Origin of the sequence: Flavobacterium movens (assembly GCF_039581425.1) — a bacterium.
Classification (GTDB): domain Bacteria; phylum Bacteroidota; class Bacteroidia; order Flavobacteriales; family Flavobacteriaceae; genus Flavobacterium; species Flavobacterium luteolum.
Window position 1 is genome coordinate 637,750 of record NZ_JBCPXY010000002.1, and the last position, 18,464, is coordinate 656,213.

General features: G+C 33.1%; 16 protein-coding genes and 1 other RNA gene. 8 read left to right on the forward strand and 9 right to left on the reverse strand.

The window, feature by feature from the left end:
- Window positions 1-19: 19 nt before the first annotated feature.
- Both AAYQ05_RS06135 and AAYQ05_RS06140 read right to left on the reverse strand, forming a co-directional pair.
- Window positions 20-517, reverse strand: a complete 498-nt coding sequence (locus tag AAYQ05_RS06135) for a hypothetical protein (protein ID WP_281633224.1) — start codon at window positions 515-517, stop codon at window positions 20-22.
- 139 nt (window positions 518-656) lie between these two features.
- Window positions 657-1,478, reverse strand: a complete 822-nt coding sequence (locus AAYQ05_RS06140) for a UDP-2,3-diacylglucosamine diphosphatase (protein ID WP_202003969.1) — start codon at window positions 1,476-1,478, stop codon at window positions 657-659.
- Window positions 1,479-1,666: 188 nt separating this feature from the next.
- On the opposite strand from AAYQ05_RS06140, the gene aroC reads away from it, so the two are divergent.
- The 3 genes from aroC to AAYQ05_RS06155 all read left to right on the forward strand — a co-directional run bounded on the left by aroC (window position 1,667) and on the right by AAYQ05_RS06155 (window position 6,348).
- Window positions 1,667-2,725 carry a chorismate synthase gene (aroC, locus tag AAYQ05_RS06145; RefSeq protein ID WP_343541899.1) on the forward strand — a complete coding sequence of 353 codons (1,059 nt, stop codon included), beginning with the start codon at window positions 1,667-1,669 and terminating at the stop codon, window positions 2,723-2,725.
- Window positions 2,726-2,777: 52 nt separating this feature from the next.
- Window positions 2,778-4,040, forward strand: a complete 1,263-nt coding sequence (locus AAYQ05_RS06150) for a dicarboxylate/amino acid:cation symporter (protein WP_343541902.1) — start codon at window positions 2,778-2,780, stop codon at window positions 4,038-4,040.
- A 124-nt stretch (window positions 4,041-4,164) separates the two neighbouring features.
- Window positions 4,165-6,348 (forward strand): response regulator, encoded by a 2,184-nt coding sequence (locus tag AAYQ05_RS06155; RefSeq protein ID WP_343541905.1) that lies wholly within the window; start codon window positions 4,165-4,167, stop codon window positions 6,346-6,348.
- On the opposite strand, the gene AAYQ05_RS06160 is transcribed toward AAYQ05_RS06155, so the two are convergent.
- Complete coding sequence (locus tag AAYQ05_RS06160; protein ID WP_343541908.1) at window positions 6,345-7,592, reverse strand: DEAD/DEAH box helicase; 1,248 nt, start codon at window positions 7,590-7,592, stop codon at window positions 6,345-6,347. The genes AAYQ05_RS06155 and AAYQ05_RS06160 overlap by 4 nt on opposite strands.
- Window positions 7,593-7,727: 135 nt before the next feature.
- Complete coding sequence (locus tag AAYQ05_RS06165) at window positions 7,728-8,765, reverse strand: formimidoylglutamase (protein WP_343541911.1); 1,038 nt, start codon at window positions 8,763-8,765, stop codon at window positions 7,728-7,730.
- Window positions 8,766-8,863: 98 nt separating this feature from the next.
- Here AAYQ05_RS06165 and AAYQ05_RS06170 point away from each other — a divergent pair, with 98 nt between their 5' ends.
- Entirely contained in the window at window positions 8,864-9,742 is an 879-nt protein-coding gene (locus tag AAYQ05_RS06170; protein WP_343541914.1) for a DUF8428 domain-containing protein, read from the forward strand.
- A 151-nt stretch (window positions 9,743-9,893) separates the two neighbouring features.
- On the opposite strand, the gene hutI is transcribed toward AAYQ05_RS06170, so the two are convergent.
- Together hutI and AAYQ05_RS06180 are read right to left on the reverse strand one after the other, a co-directional pair.
- The gene (gene hutI / locus AAYQ05_RS06175) at window positions 9,894-11,132 is read right to left on the reverse strand and encodes an imidazolonepropionase (protein WP_343541915.1); all 1,239 of its coding nucleotides are present in this window, start codon (window positions 11,130-11,132) and stop codon (window positions 9,894-9,896) included.
- A gap of 92 nt (window positions 11,133-11,224) precedes the next feature.
- The gene (locus tag AAYQ05_RS06180) at window positions 11,225-12,277 is read right to left on the reverse strand and encodes a glutaminyl-peptide cyclotransferase (protein WP_343541917.1); all 1,053 of its coding nucleotides are present in this window, start codon (window positions 12,275-12,277) and stop codon (window positions 11,225-11,227) included.
- A gap of 88 nt (window positions 12,278-12,365) precedes the next feature.
- Here AAYQ05_RS06180 and ffs point away from each other — a divergent pair.
- The 4 genes from ffs (at window position 12,366) to AAYQ05_RS06200 (ending at window position 14,903) form a co-directional block, all read left to right on the forward strand.
- Window positions 12,366-12,463, forward strand: an RNA gene (gene ffs, locus AAYQ05_RS06185) — signal recognition particle sRNA small type.
- A 175-nt stretch (window positions 12,464-12,638) separates the two neighbouring features.
- Complete coding sequence (locus tag AAYQ05_RS06190) at window positions 12,639-13,442, forward strand: SDR family oxidoreductase (RefSeq protein WP_343541920.1); 804 nt, start codon at window positions 12,639-12,641, stop codon at window positions 13,440-13,442.
- Window positions 13,443-13,657: 215 nt separating this feature from the next.
- Window positions 13,658-14,314 carry a fructose-6-phosphate aldolase gene (fsa, locus tag AAYQ05_RS06195; protein ID WP_111426268.1) on the forward strand — a complete coding sequence of 219 codons (657 nt, stop codon included), beginning with the start codon at window positions 13,658-13,660 and terminating at the stop codon, window positions 14,312-14,314.
- Window positions 14,315-14,405: 91 nt separating this feature from the next.
- Window positions 14,406-14,903, forward strand: a complete 498-nt coding sequence (locus AAYQ05_RS06200) for a hypothetical protein (RefSeq protein ID WP_281633213.1) — start codon at window positions 14,406-14,408, stop codon at window positions 14,901-14,903.
- Window positions 14,904-15,022: 119 nt separating this feature from the next.
- Here the strand turns inward: AAYQ05_RS06200 and AAYQ05_RS06205 are convergent, their stop codons facing one another.
- The 3 genes from AAYQ05_RS06205 to AAYQ05_RS06215 form a co-directional block, all read right to left on the reverse strand.
- On the reverse strand, window positions 15,023-16,492 hold the full coding sequence (locus AAYQ05_RS06205) for an MFS transporter (protein ID WP_343541926.1): 1,470 nt from the start codon (window positions 16,490-16,492) through the stop codon (window positions 15,023-15,025).
- A gap of 174 nt (window positions 16,493-16,666) precedes the next feature.
- The gene (locus tag AAYQ05_RS06210) at window positions 16,667-17,368 is read right to left on the reverse strand and encodes a LytR/AlgR family response regulator transcription factor (protein WP_125722852.1); all 702 of its coding nucleotides are present in this window, start codon (window positions 17,366-17,368) and stop codon (window positions 16,667-16,669) included.
- Window positions 17,358-18,410: a sensor histidine kinase gene (locus AAYQ05_RS06215; protein WP_343541931.1), complete on the reverse strand. Its 1,053-nt coding sequence runs from the start codon at window positions 18,408-18,410 to the stop codon at window positions 17,358-17,360. The genes AAYQ05_RS06210 and AAYQ05_RS06215 overlap by 11 nt, the downstream gene beginning before the upstream one ends.
- Between the last annotated feature and the right edge of the window lie 54 nt (window positions 18,411-18,464).

The following is an 18,464-nucleotide window of genomic DNA, read 5'->3' on the forward strand; positions in this document are numbered from 1 at the left end:
AATTATTTTTTATTTTTATTTAGAATCTGAATTTGACACCTAAACCAACATCAAATCCGAAATTATCATCGTCATAATAACCTGAACCAATTTCTGGTCTTGCGTCCAATGATAAAGTAAGTGGCACTTCTTTAAATCTATATTCTATACCGATATCTCCAGCTGCAAAAACATAAGTTCCGCTATCGTTATATTTGTAGTTGTTATTGTAGTAATCGTGATCCCAAGCAGCTAGTCCACCTCCGACACCAGCATACCAGTTAAAACCTCCGTCGATATTCCAAACCCATTGGTAAAGAGCAACTCCTTTTATTGCGTCTACATCACTGCTGTTTCTCCATCCTAAATCAAATTCAAGTCTGTTTTTTTGATTTAATCCTAATTGGTATGATATTTCTCCTCCAAATCCGTTGTTGTCCCCTAAACGTAATCCTAAAGCGTGCTTCGAAATTTCTTGCGATTGAGCCGTAAATGCTAAACCAAGAAGCATAATGGCAGATAAAAGTATCTTTTTCATAAAAGTGGTAAATTAATTTTTTTCAAATGTATTATTACAGTCAGATAGAGAACGTATAATATTTTTGAAAATTGTTATATAATTTACATTTTTGGAAATTTGAAGCGTTAAAATTCTTAAAAAACTGTTTCTGAGCGTCCTATTTTAGTATTATCGAAGAAATTAGCTGAGAAGTGAGAAGATCTTCCATTTCTAATAGATTTTCTTCTTCGGCAAAATTGCTGGCTTTATAAGAAAACAGTTTCCAGCGTTTTTTATGATATTCTAACGCGGTTAAGTTTTCTACCCAGTCACCAGAATTGAGGTATAAAGTAGAACCGTGTTTGTTTTCTTTTGTGACGATTTTGGGCTCATGAATGTGCCCACAAATAACATAATCGTAATTTTTTTCTATGGCTAGATCGGTTGCAGTAGTTTCAAAATCAGAAATAAATTTTACTGCTTTTTTAACGCTTGCTTTTATTTTTTTAGAAAAAGAATAGGGTTCACGTCCTAGTTTAGCCAAACACCAGTTAGCAAATCTATTGGTTAGAATTAGATAATCGTAACCTAATCCACCTAGTTTTGCAATCCATTTTGAGTGCTGAACAGAGGCATCAAAAACGTCTCCGTGAAAAATCCAAGCTTTTTTATCGTCCAATTCTAAAACCAATTTATCAACAAGAGCAAAATTTCCCATATTCATATCACTAAATTTTCGAAGTATTTCGTCATGATTTCCAGTGATATAATACACCTTTGTTCCTTTAGAAGCCATTCCGATAATACGTTGAATAACTCGTAAATGTGCTTTTGGAAAATAAGATTTACGAAACTGCCAAGCATCAATTATGTCGCCATTTAAAACTAAAGTTTTGGGTTTAATGCTTGAAAGATAGTTGTTTAGTTCTTTTGCGTGGCTTCCGTAAGTTCCTAAATGAACATCAGAAAGAACGACCAATTCGACATTTCTTTTTTTCAATTTTTCTTGATTTGAAGTTTTACAAATGAAAGAAAGTTTGTGAAATTTGAGTTTATTAAAAGGTTATTAAAAAGAGGATAATTTTACCAAATTGTGATTTTTATCCCATTTAATGTTTCGTTAATAATACCAGTTTTAAATTTTTTAATTTAATTCATAAAACTTACATTTGCTCAAAACAAAATACAATGGCAGGAAACAGCTTCGGCACACTATATAAAGTAACTACATTTGGAGAATCTCACGGTGAAGCTTTAGGCGGAATTATTGACGGATGCCCTCCAGGAATACAATTAGATTTTGAAGCAATTGAAGTAGATATGGCTCGTAGAAAGCCTGGTCAATCGGCAATTGTTACACAAAGAAAAGAACCAGACAGCGTTCAGTTTTTATCGGGAATATTTGAAGGTAAAACTACCGGAACTCCAATTGGTTTCATTATTCCAAATACAAATCAAAAATCAGACGATTACTCTCATATAAAAGATAACTACAGACCAAGTCACGCCGATTATGTTTACGATCAGAAATACGGTTTTCGTGATTATCGCGGTGGCGGAAGAAGTTCTGCAAGAGAAACAGCAAGTAGAGTAGTAGCGGGTGCAATTGCAAAGCAAATGCTGCCTGAAATTAAGATCAATGCTTATGTTTCTTCAGTTGGTCCAATTCATTTAGAAACACCTTATCAGGAATTAGATTTTTCTAAAATTGAAAGCAATCCAGTTCGTTGTCCAGATGAGAAATCTGCAGTGATGATGGAAGAATATATTCGTGACATCCGTAAACAGGGAGATACTGTTGGCGGTGTTGTAACTTGTGTAATTCAGAATGTTCCAGTTGGCTTAGGAGAGCCGGTGTTTGATAAACTTCATGCAGAATTAGGAAAAGCAATGCTTTCTATTAATGCAGTAAAAGGTTTTGAATACGGAAGCGGTTTCTCTGGTTCTGAAATGAAAGGAAGTGAACATAACGATTTATACAATCCTGACGGAACTACAAAAACAAATCTTTCTGGCGGAATTCAAGGTGGTATTAGCAACGGAATGGATATTTATTTCAGAGTTGCTTTTAAACCTGTTGCAACTATCATGCAGACTCAAGATTCTTTAGATAATAAAGGAAATATTACACCAATGACAGGAAAAGGACGTCATGATCCGTGTGTAGTGCCTCGCGCAGTGCCAATCGTAGAAGCGATGGCCGCAATTGTTTTGGCAGATTTTTATTTAATCAACAAAACATATTAATAAAAGGTAAGACAGTGAGGGTCTTATATTTTAATAATTAAAAAATAATTTAATGCAAGAAGTTACAGAAACTAAAAAACAATCATTTTTTTCGGGATTAACAGGGCAGATTATAATTGCAATGGTTCTTGGAGCCATCTTAGGAATTATATTGCATAATACCATTTCACCCGAAGCGGCGCAGGCATTTAGCAGTAAAATAAAAATGCTGGCCACCATCTTTATTCGTTTGGTGCAAATGATTATTTCCCCATTGGTTTTTACAACTTTAGTGGTTGGAATCGCGAAATTAGGTGATATTAAAACTGTTGGAAGAATTGGAGGGAAAGCTATTGGGTGGTTTTTTACAGCTTCATTTATTTCTCTTCTAATAGGATTGTTTTACGTAAATGTTTTACAGCCAGGTGTTGGTCTAAAACTGGATCACGTTGATATGGCAGCAGCTTCTGAAGTTACTGGTAAAACACAAAACTTGTCTTTTGATAATTTTGTTGAACATATCGTACCAAAAAGTATCGTTGAAGCAATGGCAACGAATGAGATTCTGCAAATTGTGGTTTTCTCGATTTTCTTCGGATTGGCAGCGGCTTCTTTAGGGCCTACTGTAAAGCCAATAATTAGTGCTTTCGATAAATTGTCGCACATCGTTTTAAAAATGGTAAACTATGTAATGAAATTTGCGCCAATTGGAGTTTTTGGAGCAATTGCAGGTGTGTTTGCGATAAGAGATGCAGAAGAATTGGTAATTACTTACTTTAAATTTTTCGGTTCGTTTTTAATTGGTATCAGTACTTTATGGGTTATTTTAATTGCCATTGGATATATTTTCCTTAAAGGAAGAATGACTGAATTGTTAAGACGTATTACTGGACCTTTGGCTATTGCTTTTGGAACAACAAGTAGCGAGGCCGTATTTCCTAAATTGACAGAAGAATTAGAAGCTTTTGGAGTAAAAGATAAAATCGTTTCTTTCATGTTGCCACTTGGATATTCATTTAACCTTGACGGAAGTATGATGTATATGACTTTTGCGAGTATTTTTATTGCTCAATTCTACAATGTACATTTAGATTTAGGAACGCAAATGGCAATGCTTTTAGTTTTAATGCTTACTAGTAAAGGTATTGCAGGCGTGCCAAGAGCAAGTTTGGTTGTAGTGGCTGCAACCTGTGGTATGTTTGATATTCCGATTGAGGGTATTGCGTTAATTCTTCCAATTGACCACTTCTGCGATATGTTTAGAAGTGCTACTAATGTATTAGGAAATGCATTAGCGACTTCTGTTGTAGGACAATGGGAGGAAAGTAAAGAATAAAAATAGTACTGAGATTTTAATTTTTTATCTTAGTTATTGAAATAATATTTGAAAAGCTGTATTTTTTTATGAAATGCAGCTTTTTTTTATTTTAAAGTGTATATTTGATCAAATTAGCCGATTAATGCCCCACAAACGGATTTTTTTACTTTTTCTATTGGTTCTGAATTGCCTTGCCAATTCAGCAATCGCGCAATCTAATTGTAACCTCGATCCTAAAATTGAGAACAATGTAAAGAAAGCGCTTTTAAATTTTAGAGAATCCAATTTCGAAAAATCACTCATTTATTCCAGAGTTGCCCTTAATGCTGCAACAGCAATAAAAGATTATTGCCTTACGGCTCGCTCGTATAATATTATAGCTGCCAATTATAACGAATTGGAAGAGTATGATAAAGCCATTTTTTTCTATAAAAAAGGTTTGTATTATGCTAATAAAACTACTAACGATTCTTTAAAATGTAACCTTTATAATAATTTAGGGAACATGTATTGTTTTGGAAAAGAACAATTTGATGAGGGAATTCGGAGTTATAAAAAAGCAGTAGCTTACGCTTTGAAAATAAATGATTTAAAAGAGGTTTATTTTACAAACGTAAATATTGCATGGGCTTATTTTGATATTGGAAATTACAATCAGGGATATCTATTTTTAAAGTATGTAAATAGTACTAAAATAAAGTACAATGACGAATCGACAGAGGTTATTGTTGCTATGTTGAATGGTATTTACGCCAGCTATAAAAATGATAATAAGGAAGCCAATGCTTATTTTTTGAGTGCTATTGAATCAGGTAAAAAATGTCAGGAAAAAATAGATCTGTCACGTGCTTATTTAGAATATTCACATTTTTTAAATAAAACCAACAGACATAAAGAAGCTTATGATGCACTTGTTAAACATTATGATATTTCAAATAATCTATACGATGTTAAGAAAATAAAAAAGGCATCTCAAGCTGGTTTAAGTCTAGAATTGGACGAATATAAAAGACAGATTGATAAAGTTGAGGGAGAAAAAGTAGAGCAATCTCAAAGTTTAAGGAAATCAAAAATTATTGTGATTCTCTTTGTTTTGATTTCACTGATTCTTTTAATTTTGATTATTACGCTAATAAAGAACATTCGATACAAGAAAAAACACAATTTAGAGCTTCTTAAAGCGAAAGAAATTGCAGAAGAAGCCTCTTTACTTAAAACGCAGTTTATATCGACTATAAGCCACGAATTGCGTACTCCGCTTTATGGTGTGGTCGGAATAACTAATATGTTGCTCGAAGAGCATAAAGAAATTTCAAGAAGTCAGCATTTAAGTTCTCTTAAATTTTCTGCTAGATATTTGTTATCCTTGGTGAATGATATTCTGCAGATTAATAAAATTGAAGAAAATAAAATTGTTCTCGAAAACTTGACTTTTAATATTTCTGATGAAATTACAGTAATTAAAAACTCGCTTTCTTTTCTTTCCCAAAAAAATAATAATAGAATTTCTACCAATATAGACTCAGATATTCCTGAGTATTTAATAGGAGATAAACTGCGTCTTGCCCAAATATTAATGAACTTGGTAAGTAATGCATTAAAATTTACTAAAGATGGACAAGTTGAAATTAATGTAAAGCTGAATAAAGTAGAAGGGAAGCTGTATTATTTAGATTTCTTAATTAAAGATAACGGTATTGGGATTGCGATTGCAGATCAGAATAAAATTTTTGAGAAGTTTGTTCAAGTTGGCAGAAGAGACGAAGATTATCAAGGGACAGGTTTAGGGCTTAGTATTGTAAAAAGATTGTTAGGGCTTTTTGGAAGTACCATTACATTGGATAGTGATCTCGGAAAAGGAACTGCGTTTTCGTTTACAATTGCTTTTGAACATGATTTAGCGAAAACTAAAAGTATTATTAATGAAATAGAAGTTGATCTGACTTCAAGCGAAATTTATAAAATTTTAGTTGTCGAGGATAATCTTATCAATCAGCTTGTGACGAAGAAAATTATTGAAAAGAATAATTATTCTTGCAAGGTTGTAGATGACGGTTTTGCTGCACTTAAAATTTTAGAAGAAGAAGCGTTTGATCTGATTCTAATGGATATTAATATGCCTTTAATGAATGGATTTGAAACTACCAAACGAATACGTCTTCAAGGTATAGAGACTCCAATTGTAGCCTTGACCGCTTTTGATAAAGATGAAATTACAGATGAAGCGATTTCATCTGGAATGAATGATATAATTATTAAACCTTTTGAGCCGGTTAAATTATTTAAAATAATCAATTTCCTTATAAAAGAAAAAAACGCTGTTTAATACCAGCGTTTTTTGTTTTTCTTAGCGTTTGTTGATTTTCTAGATTTATGAGCACCGCCGCTTCTGTTTGAGCTTTTAGGCTTTTCTCCAGCTTCCGGACTTCCAGAATGCCATTGATACGGATGATCTGCAATTGTTTTTACATCAACCTTGATTAATTTCTGAATGTCTTTCCAATATGGAAGTTCGTCTTTTCCGCAGAAAGAAATTGCAATTCCGCCGTTTCCAGCACGACCTGTACGACCAATGCGGTGAACATAAGTTTCTGGAATATTCGGCAAATCAAAATTGATTACATAAGGTAATTGCTCGATGTCAATTCCTCTTGCCGCAATATCAGTTGCAACTAGAACACCAACTTCTTTATTTTTAAAAGCGTCTAGAACTCTTTGTCTTGCATTTTGTGATTTGTCTCCGTGAATTGCTTCTGCAGGAATATCTTTTTTGCGAAGTGCTTTTACAACATTGTCTGCACCGTGTTTTGTTCTAGAAAAAACAAGCACGTTTGATAAATTTTCTTCTTTAATTAAAGTATATAGCAAGTTTCTTTTTTCTGTTTTATCAACAAAATAAACACGCTGCTCTACATTTTCGGCAGTAGATGAAACGGGAGAAACTTCTACTTGCGCTGGATCTTGAAGGAACATTTCTGCCAGTTCGCGAATTGCGATTGGCATTGTTGCAGAGAAAAGTAAAGTTTGTCTATTTTTAGGGGTAAGCTTTACGATTTTTTTTACGTCGTTTATAAAACCCATATCCAACATCTGATCGGCTTCATCAAGCACTAAAGTGTGCAGATGGTTTAGATCAAGAAAACCTTGTTTGTGAAGGTCAAGCAAACGTCCCGGAGTGGCAATTAAAACATCGACTCCGTTTTTTAAAGCATCTACTTGGGGATTCTGAGAAACTCCTCCAAAAATAGTCAGCTGTGTTAAATTGGTATATTTTGCGTAAGTGTCAAAGCTTTGCCCAATTTGTACCGCCAATTCACGAGTAGGTGTAACTACAAGCGCACGAATAACTTTGGCTTTTTTTGACGAGCCAACAATTCGGTGCAATTGGTGTATGATTGGAATAGCAAATGCTGCCGTTTTTCCTGTTCCTGTTTGCGCACAGCCAATTAAATCGCGACCTTCTAAAACAATCGGAATTGCTTTTTCTTGAATTGGGGTCGGATTTAGATAGCCTTCTTCAAATACGGCTTTTTGTATACTTTTTGAAAGTGATAGATCTTCGAATAACATATCTTGGTGATTAACTATTTTAGTTTTAAGTCTAAAATGCCGTGCAAAGATAGGTTTATTCAGTCAATCGTTTGTTTGAATTGGCTTTTATTTGGCAAAAAACAATTTGTTATACTCGCAATTGGCTTTTTTAAATCAGTCTTTTTCGATGTTTGCTTTGACAAAATCGGTTACTAAATAACCAATTAATTTGCCGATTAAGTTATTGTTCGGAGAATTGTCTAAATCTGGCGCGCCTTCGCAAATATGCAAATAAGCTGCGTTTTTATGTTCACCAAAGAAAGAAACAAACTGTCTTAGCTCTTCAACCGAAAATCCGCTTATCGTCATGGCACTGCTGGCAATATTCGGAATTGCATCAAGATCAACTTCGATTCCAAAAGCATCATTTTTAATAAAATCCAAAGCTGTAATCATTTCGCGATTAAAATCTTTTTCTTTTCTAATATTAACGCTGTCGTATGTATTATAGCGAACACGGTCTTCCAGTTTTTTTATAATATCTAAAACGCTTTTTGAAGTGTAGTTTTCGTGAAGTCCAAAAATGAAATATTTCTTTAAAAAACCTTCTTCATAAGCATAAGAAAAGCCATTTCCGCTATGACGGCCTTCTAAAATCCTGAAATCAGAATGTGCGTCAAAATTTACGGCGTTTACAGGTTTCCCTTTCGCAAGAGCGGCACCTTTAATATTTCCGTAGGCATTGTTATGGCCGCCACCAATAATTATGGGTGTTTTTCCCGCTTTAATTATTGTAAAAATAATATGAGATACTTCTTTGTCTATTTTTTCAACCAGCTGGCTTAATTTTGAGCGGTCATCAATGTCGTTAAAATCAAGATTTTCGACATCACGCATTTCTTGAGAAACATTAATTTGACCTAAGACAATAATGTTGCTGCCTTTGCAAAATCTATTATGCTGAATATTGGCAATACTTTTTATAGCGCACTGCCATGCAGAAGCAGCTCCAGGTCTTCCGTAATTGGCGCGTACTCCAATATCTTCTGGAATTCCTAAAAGCACATATTTAGCTTCGCTTTCTTTAAGAAAATTAACTTTGTCAACTCCTGGCGGAATGACAATCATCTTTTCTCCGAACTTTATTTCACCACTTCTGTGATTTGTGACTTTTGCCAAATCATTTATAGTGAAAGGGATTAATTTTTCCATGAAAAAAATTTATTTTCCAAAAATAATATAATTGTAGAAACTTACGTTATTACCTTATATTAATTCTTAAATTTGTTATTAAAGAAAATTATTTAAATATGGAAAACCCAAAGAACAACAATTCAAGTCTAAAGGCGGTAATCGCAGTTTTAGCAGTCCTACTAATCGGTAGTTTAGTGTATATTTTTAAATTATCTTCTGATACAGAGGTAGTTAAAACAGAGCTTACAACAACTTTGACTGAGAAAGAATCTGTAATGAAAGATTTACAGGAGTTAAAAGCGACTTATGATGCTGCAATTGCTGAAAACACTTCTATGTCTGACGAATTAATCCAAGAAAGAGATAAAGTAGTGGCTTTAATGGATGATTTGAACAAGTCTAAAGGAGATGTTTCTAAATACAGATCTCAAGTTCAGGCAATGCAGAGCAAAATGAAAACTTTAGTTGCTGAAAACGATGAGTTGAAAAAACAAAATGGTGTTTTAACTACTCAAAGAGATAGTACTATTGTAGTTTTAGGAGAATCTAAGAAATATAACGAAGTATTAGTTGGTCAAAACGAAGAACTAGCTAAAACTGTAGAAAAAGGTTCTAAATTATCTGTATTAAATACAAAAACTTCAGCTTACAAATTGAAAAGCTCTGGTAAACAAATCGAAACAGATAAAGCAAGCCGCGCTGATATTTTGAAAGTTAGTTTTACAATTGCTGAAAATCAAATTGCAAAATCTGGAGACAAAACGTATTATGTTCAAGTTATCGATGCTAAAAACAATGTTTTAGGCGAAAAGAAAACAGAAAGCTTTGGAGATAATACATTAACTTACAGCTTCAAAACTACAGTGAAATATGAAAACAAAACTGTACAAGTTAGTGAAGATCTTCCAGGAAAAGATTTCGCAAAAGGAACTTACTTCATTAATGTTTTTGATAATGATGAATTAGTTTCTAAAACTAGTTTCAGTTTAAGATAATTTGCCAAAGGGATAAAATACCACTTAGATATTAAAGGTCTGTGATTTTCACAGACCTTTTTTTATGAATGAGATTGAATGGTTTTTTGTTTGGAAAACAATACGTTTCCCGTGGTTGAAACCACGGGCTATACTTAAATCGTTGAAATGATTATTCTAAAATTTTTCCTTCTACAAAAACAGATTCAATAAGATTGCTTCCAAAAGCATAAGGAATTTGGTAGTAAGAAGAAATTGGTTTTGTTAGAATCAAATTGGCTTTTTTGCCTTTTGTAATGCTTCCGTGAGTTTCTGAAAGTCCCATTGCGTATGCTCCGTTTATTGTGGCAGCATTAATTGCTTCTTCAGGCGTCATTTTCATTTTAATACACGCTGTCGCAACTACAAAATTCATATTTCCTGATGGAGTAGAGCCAGGGTTGAAATCTGTTGCTAATGCTATCGGTAAACCAGCTTTTATCATTTCGCGGGCAGGAGTATATGGAATGCTTAGAAAATAAGAACAGGAAGGTAATGCGACAGGCATTGTTTCAGTCCCTTTTAGTGCTTCAATATCTTCTGGGTTCATTATTTCTAAATGATCTACAGAAAGGGCGTTAAATTTAATTCCAGCCTGTATTCCTCCAATAGAATTAAATTGATTGACATGAATTTTTGGTTTTAAGCCAAATGCTAAACCTGCTTTCATTATTTTTTCGGTTTCCTCTACAGAAAAGTAGCCACTTTCGCAAAAAGCATCTACATAATCGGCAAGATTATTTTTTGAAATTTCAGGAAGCATTTCATCGATTATTTCATCAATATATCCTGCTTTGTCGTCTTTGTAGTGAGTAGGAAACGCATGTGCGCCTAAAAAGGTAGCTTTTATGGCAATTGGATAATTTTCTGCCAGTTTTTTTATAACTCGAAGCATTTTTAATTCCCCGTCAACAGTCAATCCGTAACCAGATTTTATTTCTACGGCACCAGTTCCTAAATGCATTACTTCTTCTAAACGAATTTTAGATTGCTCGTAAATTTCTTCTTCAGAAGTTTCGTTTAACTTTTTAGCCGAATTAAGAATTCCGCCTCCACGATTAGCAATTTCTTCATAAGAAAGCCCGTTGATTCTATCTACAAATTCTTGTTCGCGATTTCCTGCGTATACAATATGTGTATGGCTGTCACACCAAGACGGAAGCACAACTTTTCCAGCTGCATCAATTGTTTTGTCGGCATTTATTTTTGGAAGATTATCCATTGAGCCGAAATCTTCAATTAAATTGTCTTTTAAAACTAAAAAAGCATTTTTAATTGTTGGAAGATTGGCCATTTCAGAACCTGAAACTTTGGCAATTGAAGTTTCGCGAACTTGCAGTAACTCTTGTATGTTTGTGATTAATGTTGTCATTGCAGATATTGTTATAAAACACAAATTTCACAAATTTTCACGGATTTATGTGTGAAAACTTGTGAAATTCGTAAAATTGTTTTGTTTTAGATTTATTCCGAAACAGTTATTTCAAACATTTTGCTCCAGTTTTTCCCCGTTACAAAAATAGTTTTAGTTTTAGGATTGTATGCAATACCATTTAAGACATCATCAGTCGTAATGTCGTTCATGGTTTTTCTTAAATCAGAAAGATTTAAAATTCCTTCAACAGCTCCATTTTCTGGATTTACGACTGCAATAGCATCTTTAAACCAAACATTTGTATAGATTTTTCCATTAATCCATTCTAGTTCGTTAACTGCTTTGATTTTTGAAGTTCCAGAATAAACATTGATGTAATCAATCATTTTTTGAGTATTTGGATCAACTTTCCAAATCTTTTCTGTTCCATCAGTTTGGTAGATATATTTTCCGTCATTTGTCATTCCCCAACCTTCAATATCTTTTTCGTAATCAAAAGTCTTTTCCAGTTTTAAGGTTTTTGCATCGTAGATGAATCCTTTTTTGTTTTTATATGTTAACTGAAATAATTTGCCATTGATAAAAGTAATTCCTTCTCCAAAATATTGTGTATCAAGATCAATTTGTTTAAAAACCTTACCTGTTTTATAATCATATTTTTTTATAAACGAAGCGCCTTCTTGTCCAGTGCTTTCATATAACGTGTCATTGTAAAATTCAAAGCCTTCCGTGAAAGCTTTTTTGTCGTGCGGATAGGTATTTACAACTTTATACTTTAATAATTTTGGTTCGATATCAGAAACCACTTCAATTCTTTTAGTAGCGTCAGAAGAATCTCCACCAAAATAAACAGTAGCTTTTAGGTATTGATAACCTAATTTTTGATCTATTAATTCAAATCTAAAATTTTCTTTGCCTTTTGTGCCTCCAACTCTTTGGTCGTTTATGAAGTAGGCAACGCTGTCGATTTCTTTCGAATTTGGGTTTAAAATTCCAATATTAAGCACTTCTTTTTGCGTAAAATGAGCCGGAAAAGCAGAATCATCGATAGTAAACAAAGAATTTTCACCTTTTTTTGTATCTCCACATCCGATTAATGTGATTCCTAATAAAATGACAGCTAGGAAGTTATATTTTTTCATAGTTTAAAATTTCAATAAGCCAATATACGATGTTATTTTTATAGCAACAAAGCTCTTGCAAAAATATAAAAAGATTGTATATTTGCACCGGCAAGTCCTACACGACCAGCTCCTGCAGACTCCCCCAGGATGGGAACATAGCAAGGGTACGTGGTTGAGCGGTGCGATGTAGGTCGCTTGCCACTTTTTTTAGAATTTAATTAGTTTGCAATCTTCCTTTCAGGAGGATTTTTTTATTTTTGACCCTATCCAAAGTTAGAAGTTATATGTGAAAAGTTAGAAGTTTTTCTCTAATTGCATTAAAGTTCTATTTTAGGGATAAATAGCATTTAACTTATAACATTTAACATCTAACTGCAAAATGAGCAAAGTCGTTTTAATTACCGGAGGATCATCAGGAATTGGAAAATCTATTGGTGAGTTTTTACATCAAAAAGGTTTTGTTGTATACGGAACAAGCAGAAATCCTGAGAAAGTTTTAAATTCAGTTTTTCCTTTAGTAGCTTTAGATGTCCGAAATGTTGATTCTATTAAAAATGCGGTAAACAAAATTATTGAAACTTCTGGAAGATTAGATATTGTAATTAATAACGCTGGAGTTGGAATTACAGGACCTCTAGAAGAAATTCCGACTGAAGAAATTAGAAATAATTTTGAAACGAACTTTTTCGGTCCGATTGAAGTTATGAAAGCTGCGCTTCCGCAAATGCGTAAACAGAATTCGGGACTTATCATCAATATTACCTCTATTGCTGGTTATATGGGATTGCCGTATAGAAGTGTTTATTCGGCTTCAAAAGGAGCTTTAGAATTGATTACTGAAGCTTTGAGAATGGAAGTGAAGTCTTTTGGAATTGAAATTACAAATGTTGCGCCTGGAGATTTTGCAACCAATATTGCAGCTGGTCGTTACCATGCGCCAGTTATTAAAGATTCTGCTTATGAAAAGGTGTATGGAGATGTTCTGGCAACTATGAATGATCATGTTGATGCAGGAAGTAATCCGAACGAAATGGCCGAGGCAGTTTACAAAATCATTCAGACAAAAAAGCCAAATGTGCACTATAAAGTTGGTGCTTTTATGCAGAAGTTTTCGATTGTATTGAAACGCGCGCTTCCAGATAAAATGTACGAGAAGATGCTTATGAATCATTATAAGTTATAAATCGCAATTAATTGCTTGTTTTTAGATTTAAATCACAAATTGATTTGATTTTTGAAATTGTTATTGGTATTGATTTCGTAATTTTGCAGCTGCGTTCGCGTGAGGGATAGAGGCGGTATCCTTTTGTGAAGAGAAACGGAACAAAAGATTTAGCCGAAAGCCCGACCCTTGGGGCACGCCCAGAATAAATCAACACAATTTAAATAATATAAATTATGAAATTTTTTATTGACACAGCTAATTTAGCTCAAATTAAAGAAGCACAAGCTTTAGGTGTTTTGGATGGTGTAACAACTAATCCGTCATTAATGGCAAAAGAAGGAATCACTGGAAAAAACAATATCCTTAAGCATTATGTTGATATTTGCAATCTTGTTGAAGGTGATGTAAGTGCTGAAGTTAATGCTCTTGACTTTGAAGGTATGGTTAAAGAGGGTGAGGAGCTTGCTGAATTACATGAGCAAATCGTTGTAAAACTTCCTATGACTAAGGAAGGTGTTATGGCAGCTAAATATTTTTCTGACAAAGGAATTAAAACTAACGTAACTCTTGTTTTCTCTGTAGGACAGGCGCTTTTGGCTGCTAAAGCTGGAGCTACATATGTTTCTCCGTTTGTTGGCCGTTTAGATGATGTTTCTACTGATGGATTGAACTTGGTTCAGGAAATTAGAGAAGTTTATGATAACTATGGTTATGAAACTCAAATTTTAGCGGCTTCTGTACGTCATACAATGCATATTGTAAACTGTGCTAAAATTGGTGCAGATGTTATGACAGGGCCACTTTCTGCAATTTATGGTTTATTGAAACACCCATTAACAGATATCGGTTTAGCTCAGTTTGTAGCTGACTTCGAAAAAGGAAATAAATAGTCCTTAGATACTTATAAAATTAAAATCGTCTTTTTTCTAACGAGAAGAGACGATTTTTTTTACTTTTATATTGAATCTTAAACCATTAGATATGAAAGTTATAGTGCTTATATTGTCTTTTTTTGCAGCGAGTTTTTCTATAAACGCCCAAGCCGCTAAAGTAATTACTTCTGTAAATGAAGCGGGTGATGTTGCTACTTATGAATTAGATTGTTCGGTTAAATTTCAAACTCTCGCAAAAGGTCTTCGGTATAATATTACGAGGCACGAATTTAAAGGGCCAGAATTAAAAAATTCTTATCGTCTTTTGCTGGTAATGGATGGTTTTTATTCGAAAACATTAAATAGTCAAATGACTATTTCGGCAGTTTTAAGTGATGGGACAATTATTGAGGCGAGAAAAACCATAGAAGATGATGGTTTTTTTGACGGAGCCTGCACGTTGAAAATTAAAGATCCCCAAGCGCTTTTAAATGCCAATATAGACAAAGTAATTGTTCATGCTGATAAAGATGTTGTTTATTCTTTAACGGCGCAAAATAAGGCAATTTTCAAGAAGAATCTTGAGAATATTATTAATGCGAAGTAAAGGAGCTAATGGGCTGAGATACTGAGGTTCTGAGGTTTCTCTTCTTTGGAAATAAAAAAAAATCCAAATTCCGTTTTAAAATTGGAATTTGGATTTTTTTTATTGATGTTTTTTATTTTTTAGTGTCCTCCACCAGCACTTTCGATGTGGCTGATTCCTTGTCTTTTTAAAATTTTAGGACAATAGAAACCATAGAATCCTAAATAAGCAAAGCCTAGAAGTGGCACAATGTATGAGAAGTGTGTGTAAGTGATGCCTAAAATTCCGTTTGGATTTGTTGCATCTAAATCACAGATACTTCCTTGCAATAATGGAATTACTCCACCACCAAGAATCATCATGATTAAGAAAGATGATGCTTTTCCTGTGTTTTTTCCTAATCCAGCAATGGCTAAATCAAAGATTGAAGGCCACATAATAGATAAGAACAATCCACCAGAAATAAAGAAGAATTTAGCTATTGAAGGATCTGGCCAAGCTAATCCTAATACCATCATGGTTAATCCTGAAATTCCGAAAAGCATTAATGTTTTTCCAGCGTTTTTACCACCAACAAAACTTACGGCGATAAATAATAAAATCCAGATTGGGTAGATATAGAATGAAGAAACGTCGTGTGCAGCAAAGATATTTGCTCCGATAATTACTCCAAATGCAGCAGCAGGAACAATAAATTTAAGCGCAGTATTTACTAAGTTTGAAGTGTTAAATACGTTTGCTCCGCCATTCCAACGACCGATCATTAAACTTCCCCAATAAAGCGCAATAAATGGTGCAACAGCATCTTCTAGAACGTTTCCGAATTCGTGAGTGTGTAATAATGCAGGTAGATTACTGATGATAGTAACCTCAGTTCCAACATAAATAAAAATTCCTAACATACCCAAGTATAATTGCGGATAGTCAAGAATGTTGAATTTACTGTGTTTGTCTTTTATGATTGCTTCTTCCTCTTTTACTGGATCTTCGATTTTAGAAAAATTCATAAATACGGCAACAGCAATAAAAGCAAGACCTAAAATGATAAAAGGTAATTTAATATCTTCTAATGAAAGAGCCGTTTTTTTGTTGTCTCCCATTCCGAATAAAGCAATTCCTAGTAAAATAGCTCCGATTGTTGTTCCGAAAGAGTTGATTCCGCCGGCAAGAGTTAAACGGTGTGCTCCAGTTTCTGGACTTCCCATTTTAATAGCCAAAGGGTTCGCTACAATTTGTTGGATTGAAAATCCTAGTCCTACTGTAAATAAAGCTGTTAAGAAGAAAGGGAAGCTTTGAGTTGTAGCTGCTGGAACGAATAAAAATGAACCAATAGCAGATAGAACTAATCCTGCAGATAAGGTTCTTTTGTAGCCGTATTTTTGTAAAACGTCTACTTTTAACGAAACGATAAAGAATATGATTGATCCAACAAAATAAGCTGCATAGAAAGCCCATGCTACTAATTGAGATTGTACTTGCGATAACGTAAATACTTTTTTGAATACTGGAATCAGGATGTCATTGGCAGATCCAACAAAACCCCAAAAGAAGAAGACGATTATCAAAGAGATAAATTGCCCCCATTTGGTTTGCACATTTTCTGAACTCATAATAATAAGGTTAATTTTTTATTTTATTGTTTTTTGAAGACCGTAAATATATTTGTTAGGATTATCAAAAAAAAATAAAAAGGTATAAATAATGTTAAATTTAAACCAACGACTATGTTTTTTCAACAAAGTGTTAATTTTAACCTACTTAGAAAATGTAATTCGTAATTATATTTATTCCAATATCTTATTTTTAACTTCTTTACTGTAGTTTCTGCCTATCGGAATGTTGTAAGATTGAATTTGAACGCGGTTTCCTTCTATAGATTTTACCTTATTTAGCGCAATTACATAAGATTTGTGGATTCTAAGGAATCGATCTGCTGGTAATTCTTCAGATAATGATGTAAGAGATTTATGAGTAATATAGGTTTTATCAGGCGTGACAACTTTTATATATTCTTTCATTCCTTCAACAAATAAAATTTCTTCAATATTAATTTTCATCATTTTTTTATCGACTTTAATAAAAATATGAGAATCACCTTTTGAGGTTTCAACCTTAATATTGTTTTTAAGATTGTATTCGGTGGTAATTTTATTGATACATTTTATAAATCTTGGAAGCGGAATTGGTTTAACGAGATAATCCAGTACATCCAAATCATAACTTTCGGCAGCAAATTCTCTAAAAGCAGTAGTAATAATAACTTTGGTTTTATTTTCGATAAGACTAATAAGTTCAAAGCCAGTCATCATAGGCATGTTTATATCTAAAAAGACGGCATCGACAGGAGTACTGTTTATAAAATCGAGCGCCTCTAAAGAGTTATTGAATGTTGCGACAACTTCAAAATCTGTAAAATTGGTAAAATAATTTTGCAGGACTTTGATAGCTAAAGGCTCATCATCAATTAACACGCATTTAATCTTCATTCTGGGTAGGTATTTGCAATCGGATTATGTAGAAATTTAGTTTAGTGGTATGTTTAAGGCTGAAATTGTTTCTGTAAATTAATTTTAACCTCTTTTTTGTATTAACTAAACCGATTCCTCGTTTTGGATTATGATTTTGTGAAATTACAAAATTATTTAAGATTTCAAAATCGAGCGTTTTATTGTCGATAACTCTGCAATTGATCTTTATTTTTAGGTTTTTATTGTTTAATCCGCCATGTTTGAAGGCATTTTCTACTAATGAAATAAAAATAAGCGGAGGAACGACAACATCATCAATATTTGACTCTAGATTTATTGTTACTTCTACATTTTCAAAACGCAATTTTTCAATTTCAATATAATTCTGAATATAATCGATTTCTTTAATAAGAGGAACAAACTTGGTGCCTTTTACATCGTATAGAACATATTCCATCAAATTAGAAAGTTTGATAATTACATCTGGAACTTTCTTTGAAGACTCTAATGATAAAGCGTAGAGATTGTTTAATGTGTTAAAGAAAAAGTGTGGCTGAATCTGATTCTCGAGATACTTAAGTTTTATTTTAAACTGGTTTTCTCTTAAAGATCTATTTCTTTCTCGCTCTCTTAACCATGTCAAGGTAAGATAAACAGATGATGCCATTGCCAGAACATACAATTCTCCAATGCAAACAGCCACAATATGATTGATTTCAAAAGGATGATATTCTCTATTGGCTTCTGGCCAGATATTTTCGGATATTATATAATAGGTGAGGGCAGTTTTAGCCAAATAAATCGCAAATAGGCTGAGAAGCAATAAAAATGCATACATAATATATTTTTGCTTCAATACATATTTTGGGACTAGAACAAATAAATTGAGATACACTAAAGGAATCACCAAAGAAAATTCAATTAAATTGGATTTAAAGGAATATGGGTAATCATTAAAGTAAGCACCCCATCTTAAGAAGTTTAAAGTAAAATAAACTCCCCAAAACCAGACATGATTTTGCAGTTTAATATCAAATTTAACTTTTCTTATTTCTTTCAACTGGTTTGGCTTATTAGATAAATTTAGTTTTTCTTAACAATATTGAAATATTGT

What these genes read in the sequence shown, in the direction of transcription:
- AAYQ05_RS06135 (WP_281633224.1), bottom strand. Translation starts at nt 517, where the DNA reads ATGAAAAAGATACTTTTATCTGCCATTATGCTTCTTGGTTTAGCATTT.
- aroC (WP_343541899.1), top strand. Translation starts at nt 1,667, where the DNA reads ATGGCAGGAAACAGCTTCGGCACACTATATAAAGTAACTACATTTGGA.
- AAYQ05_RS06150 (WP_343541902.1), top strand. Translation starts at nt 2,778, where the DNA reads ATGCAAGAAGTTACAGAAACTAAAAAACAATCATTTTTTTCGGGATTA.
- AAYQ05_RS06155 (WP_343541905.1), top strand. Translation starts at nt 4,165, where the DNA reads ATGCCCCACAAACGGATTTTTTTACTTTTTCTATTGGTTCTGAATTGC.
- AAYQ05_RS06160 (WP_343541908.1), bottom strand. Translation starts at nt 7,592, where the DNA reads ATGTTATTCGAAGATCTATCACTTTCAAAAAGTATACAAAAAGCCGTA.
- AAYQ05_RS06165 (WP_343541911.1), bottom strand. Translation starts at nt 8,765, where the DNA reads ATGGAAAAATTAATCCCTTTCACTATAAATGATTTGGCAAAAGTCACA.
- AAYQ05_RS06170 (WP_343541914.1), top strand. Translation starts at nt 8,864, where the DNA reads ATGGAAAACCCAAAGAACAACAATTCAAGTCTAAAGGCGGTAATCGCA.
- hutI (WP_343541915.1), bottom strand. Translation starts at nt 11,132, where the DNA reads ATGACAACATTAATCACAAACATACAAGAGTTACTGCAAGTTCGCGAA.
- AAYQ05_RS06180 (WP_343541917.1), bottom strand. Translation starts at nt 12,277, where the DNA reads ATGAAAAAATATAACTTCCTAGCTGTCATTTTATTAGGAATCACATTA.
- AAYQ05_RS06190 (WP_343541920.1), top strand. Translation starts at nt 12,639, where the DNA reads ATGAGCAAAGTCGTTTTAATTACCGGAGGATCATCAGGAATTGGAAAA.
- fsa (WP_111426268.1), top strand. Translation starts at nt 13,658, where the DNA reads ATGAAATTTTTTATTGACACAGCTAATTTAGCTCAAATTAAAGAAGCA.
- AAYQ05_RS06200 (WP_281633213.1), top strand. Translation starts at nt 14,406, where the DNA reads ATGAAAGTTATAGTGCTTATATTGTCTTTTTTTGCAGCGAGTTTTTCT.
- AAYQ05_RS06205 (WP_343541926.1), bottom strand. Translation starts at nt 16,492, where the DNA reads ATGAGTTCAGAAAATGTGCAAACCAAATGGGGGCAATTTATCTCTTTG.
- AAYQ05_RS06210 (WP_125722852.1), bottom strand. Translation starts at nt 17,368, where the DNA reads ATGAAGATTAAATGCGTGTTAATTGATGATGAGCCTTTAGCTATCAAA.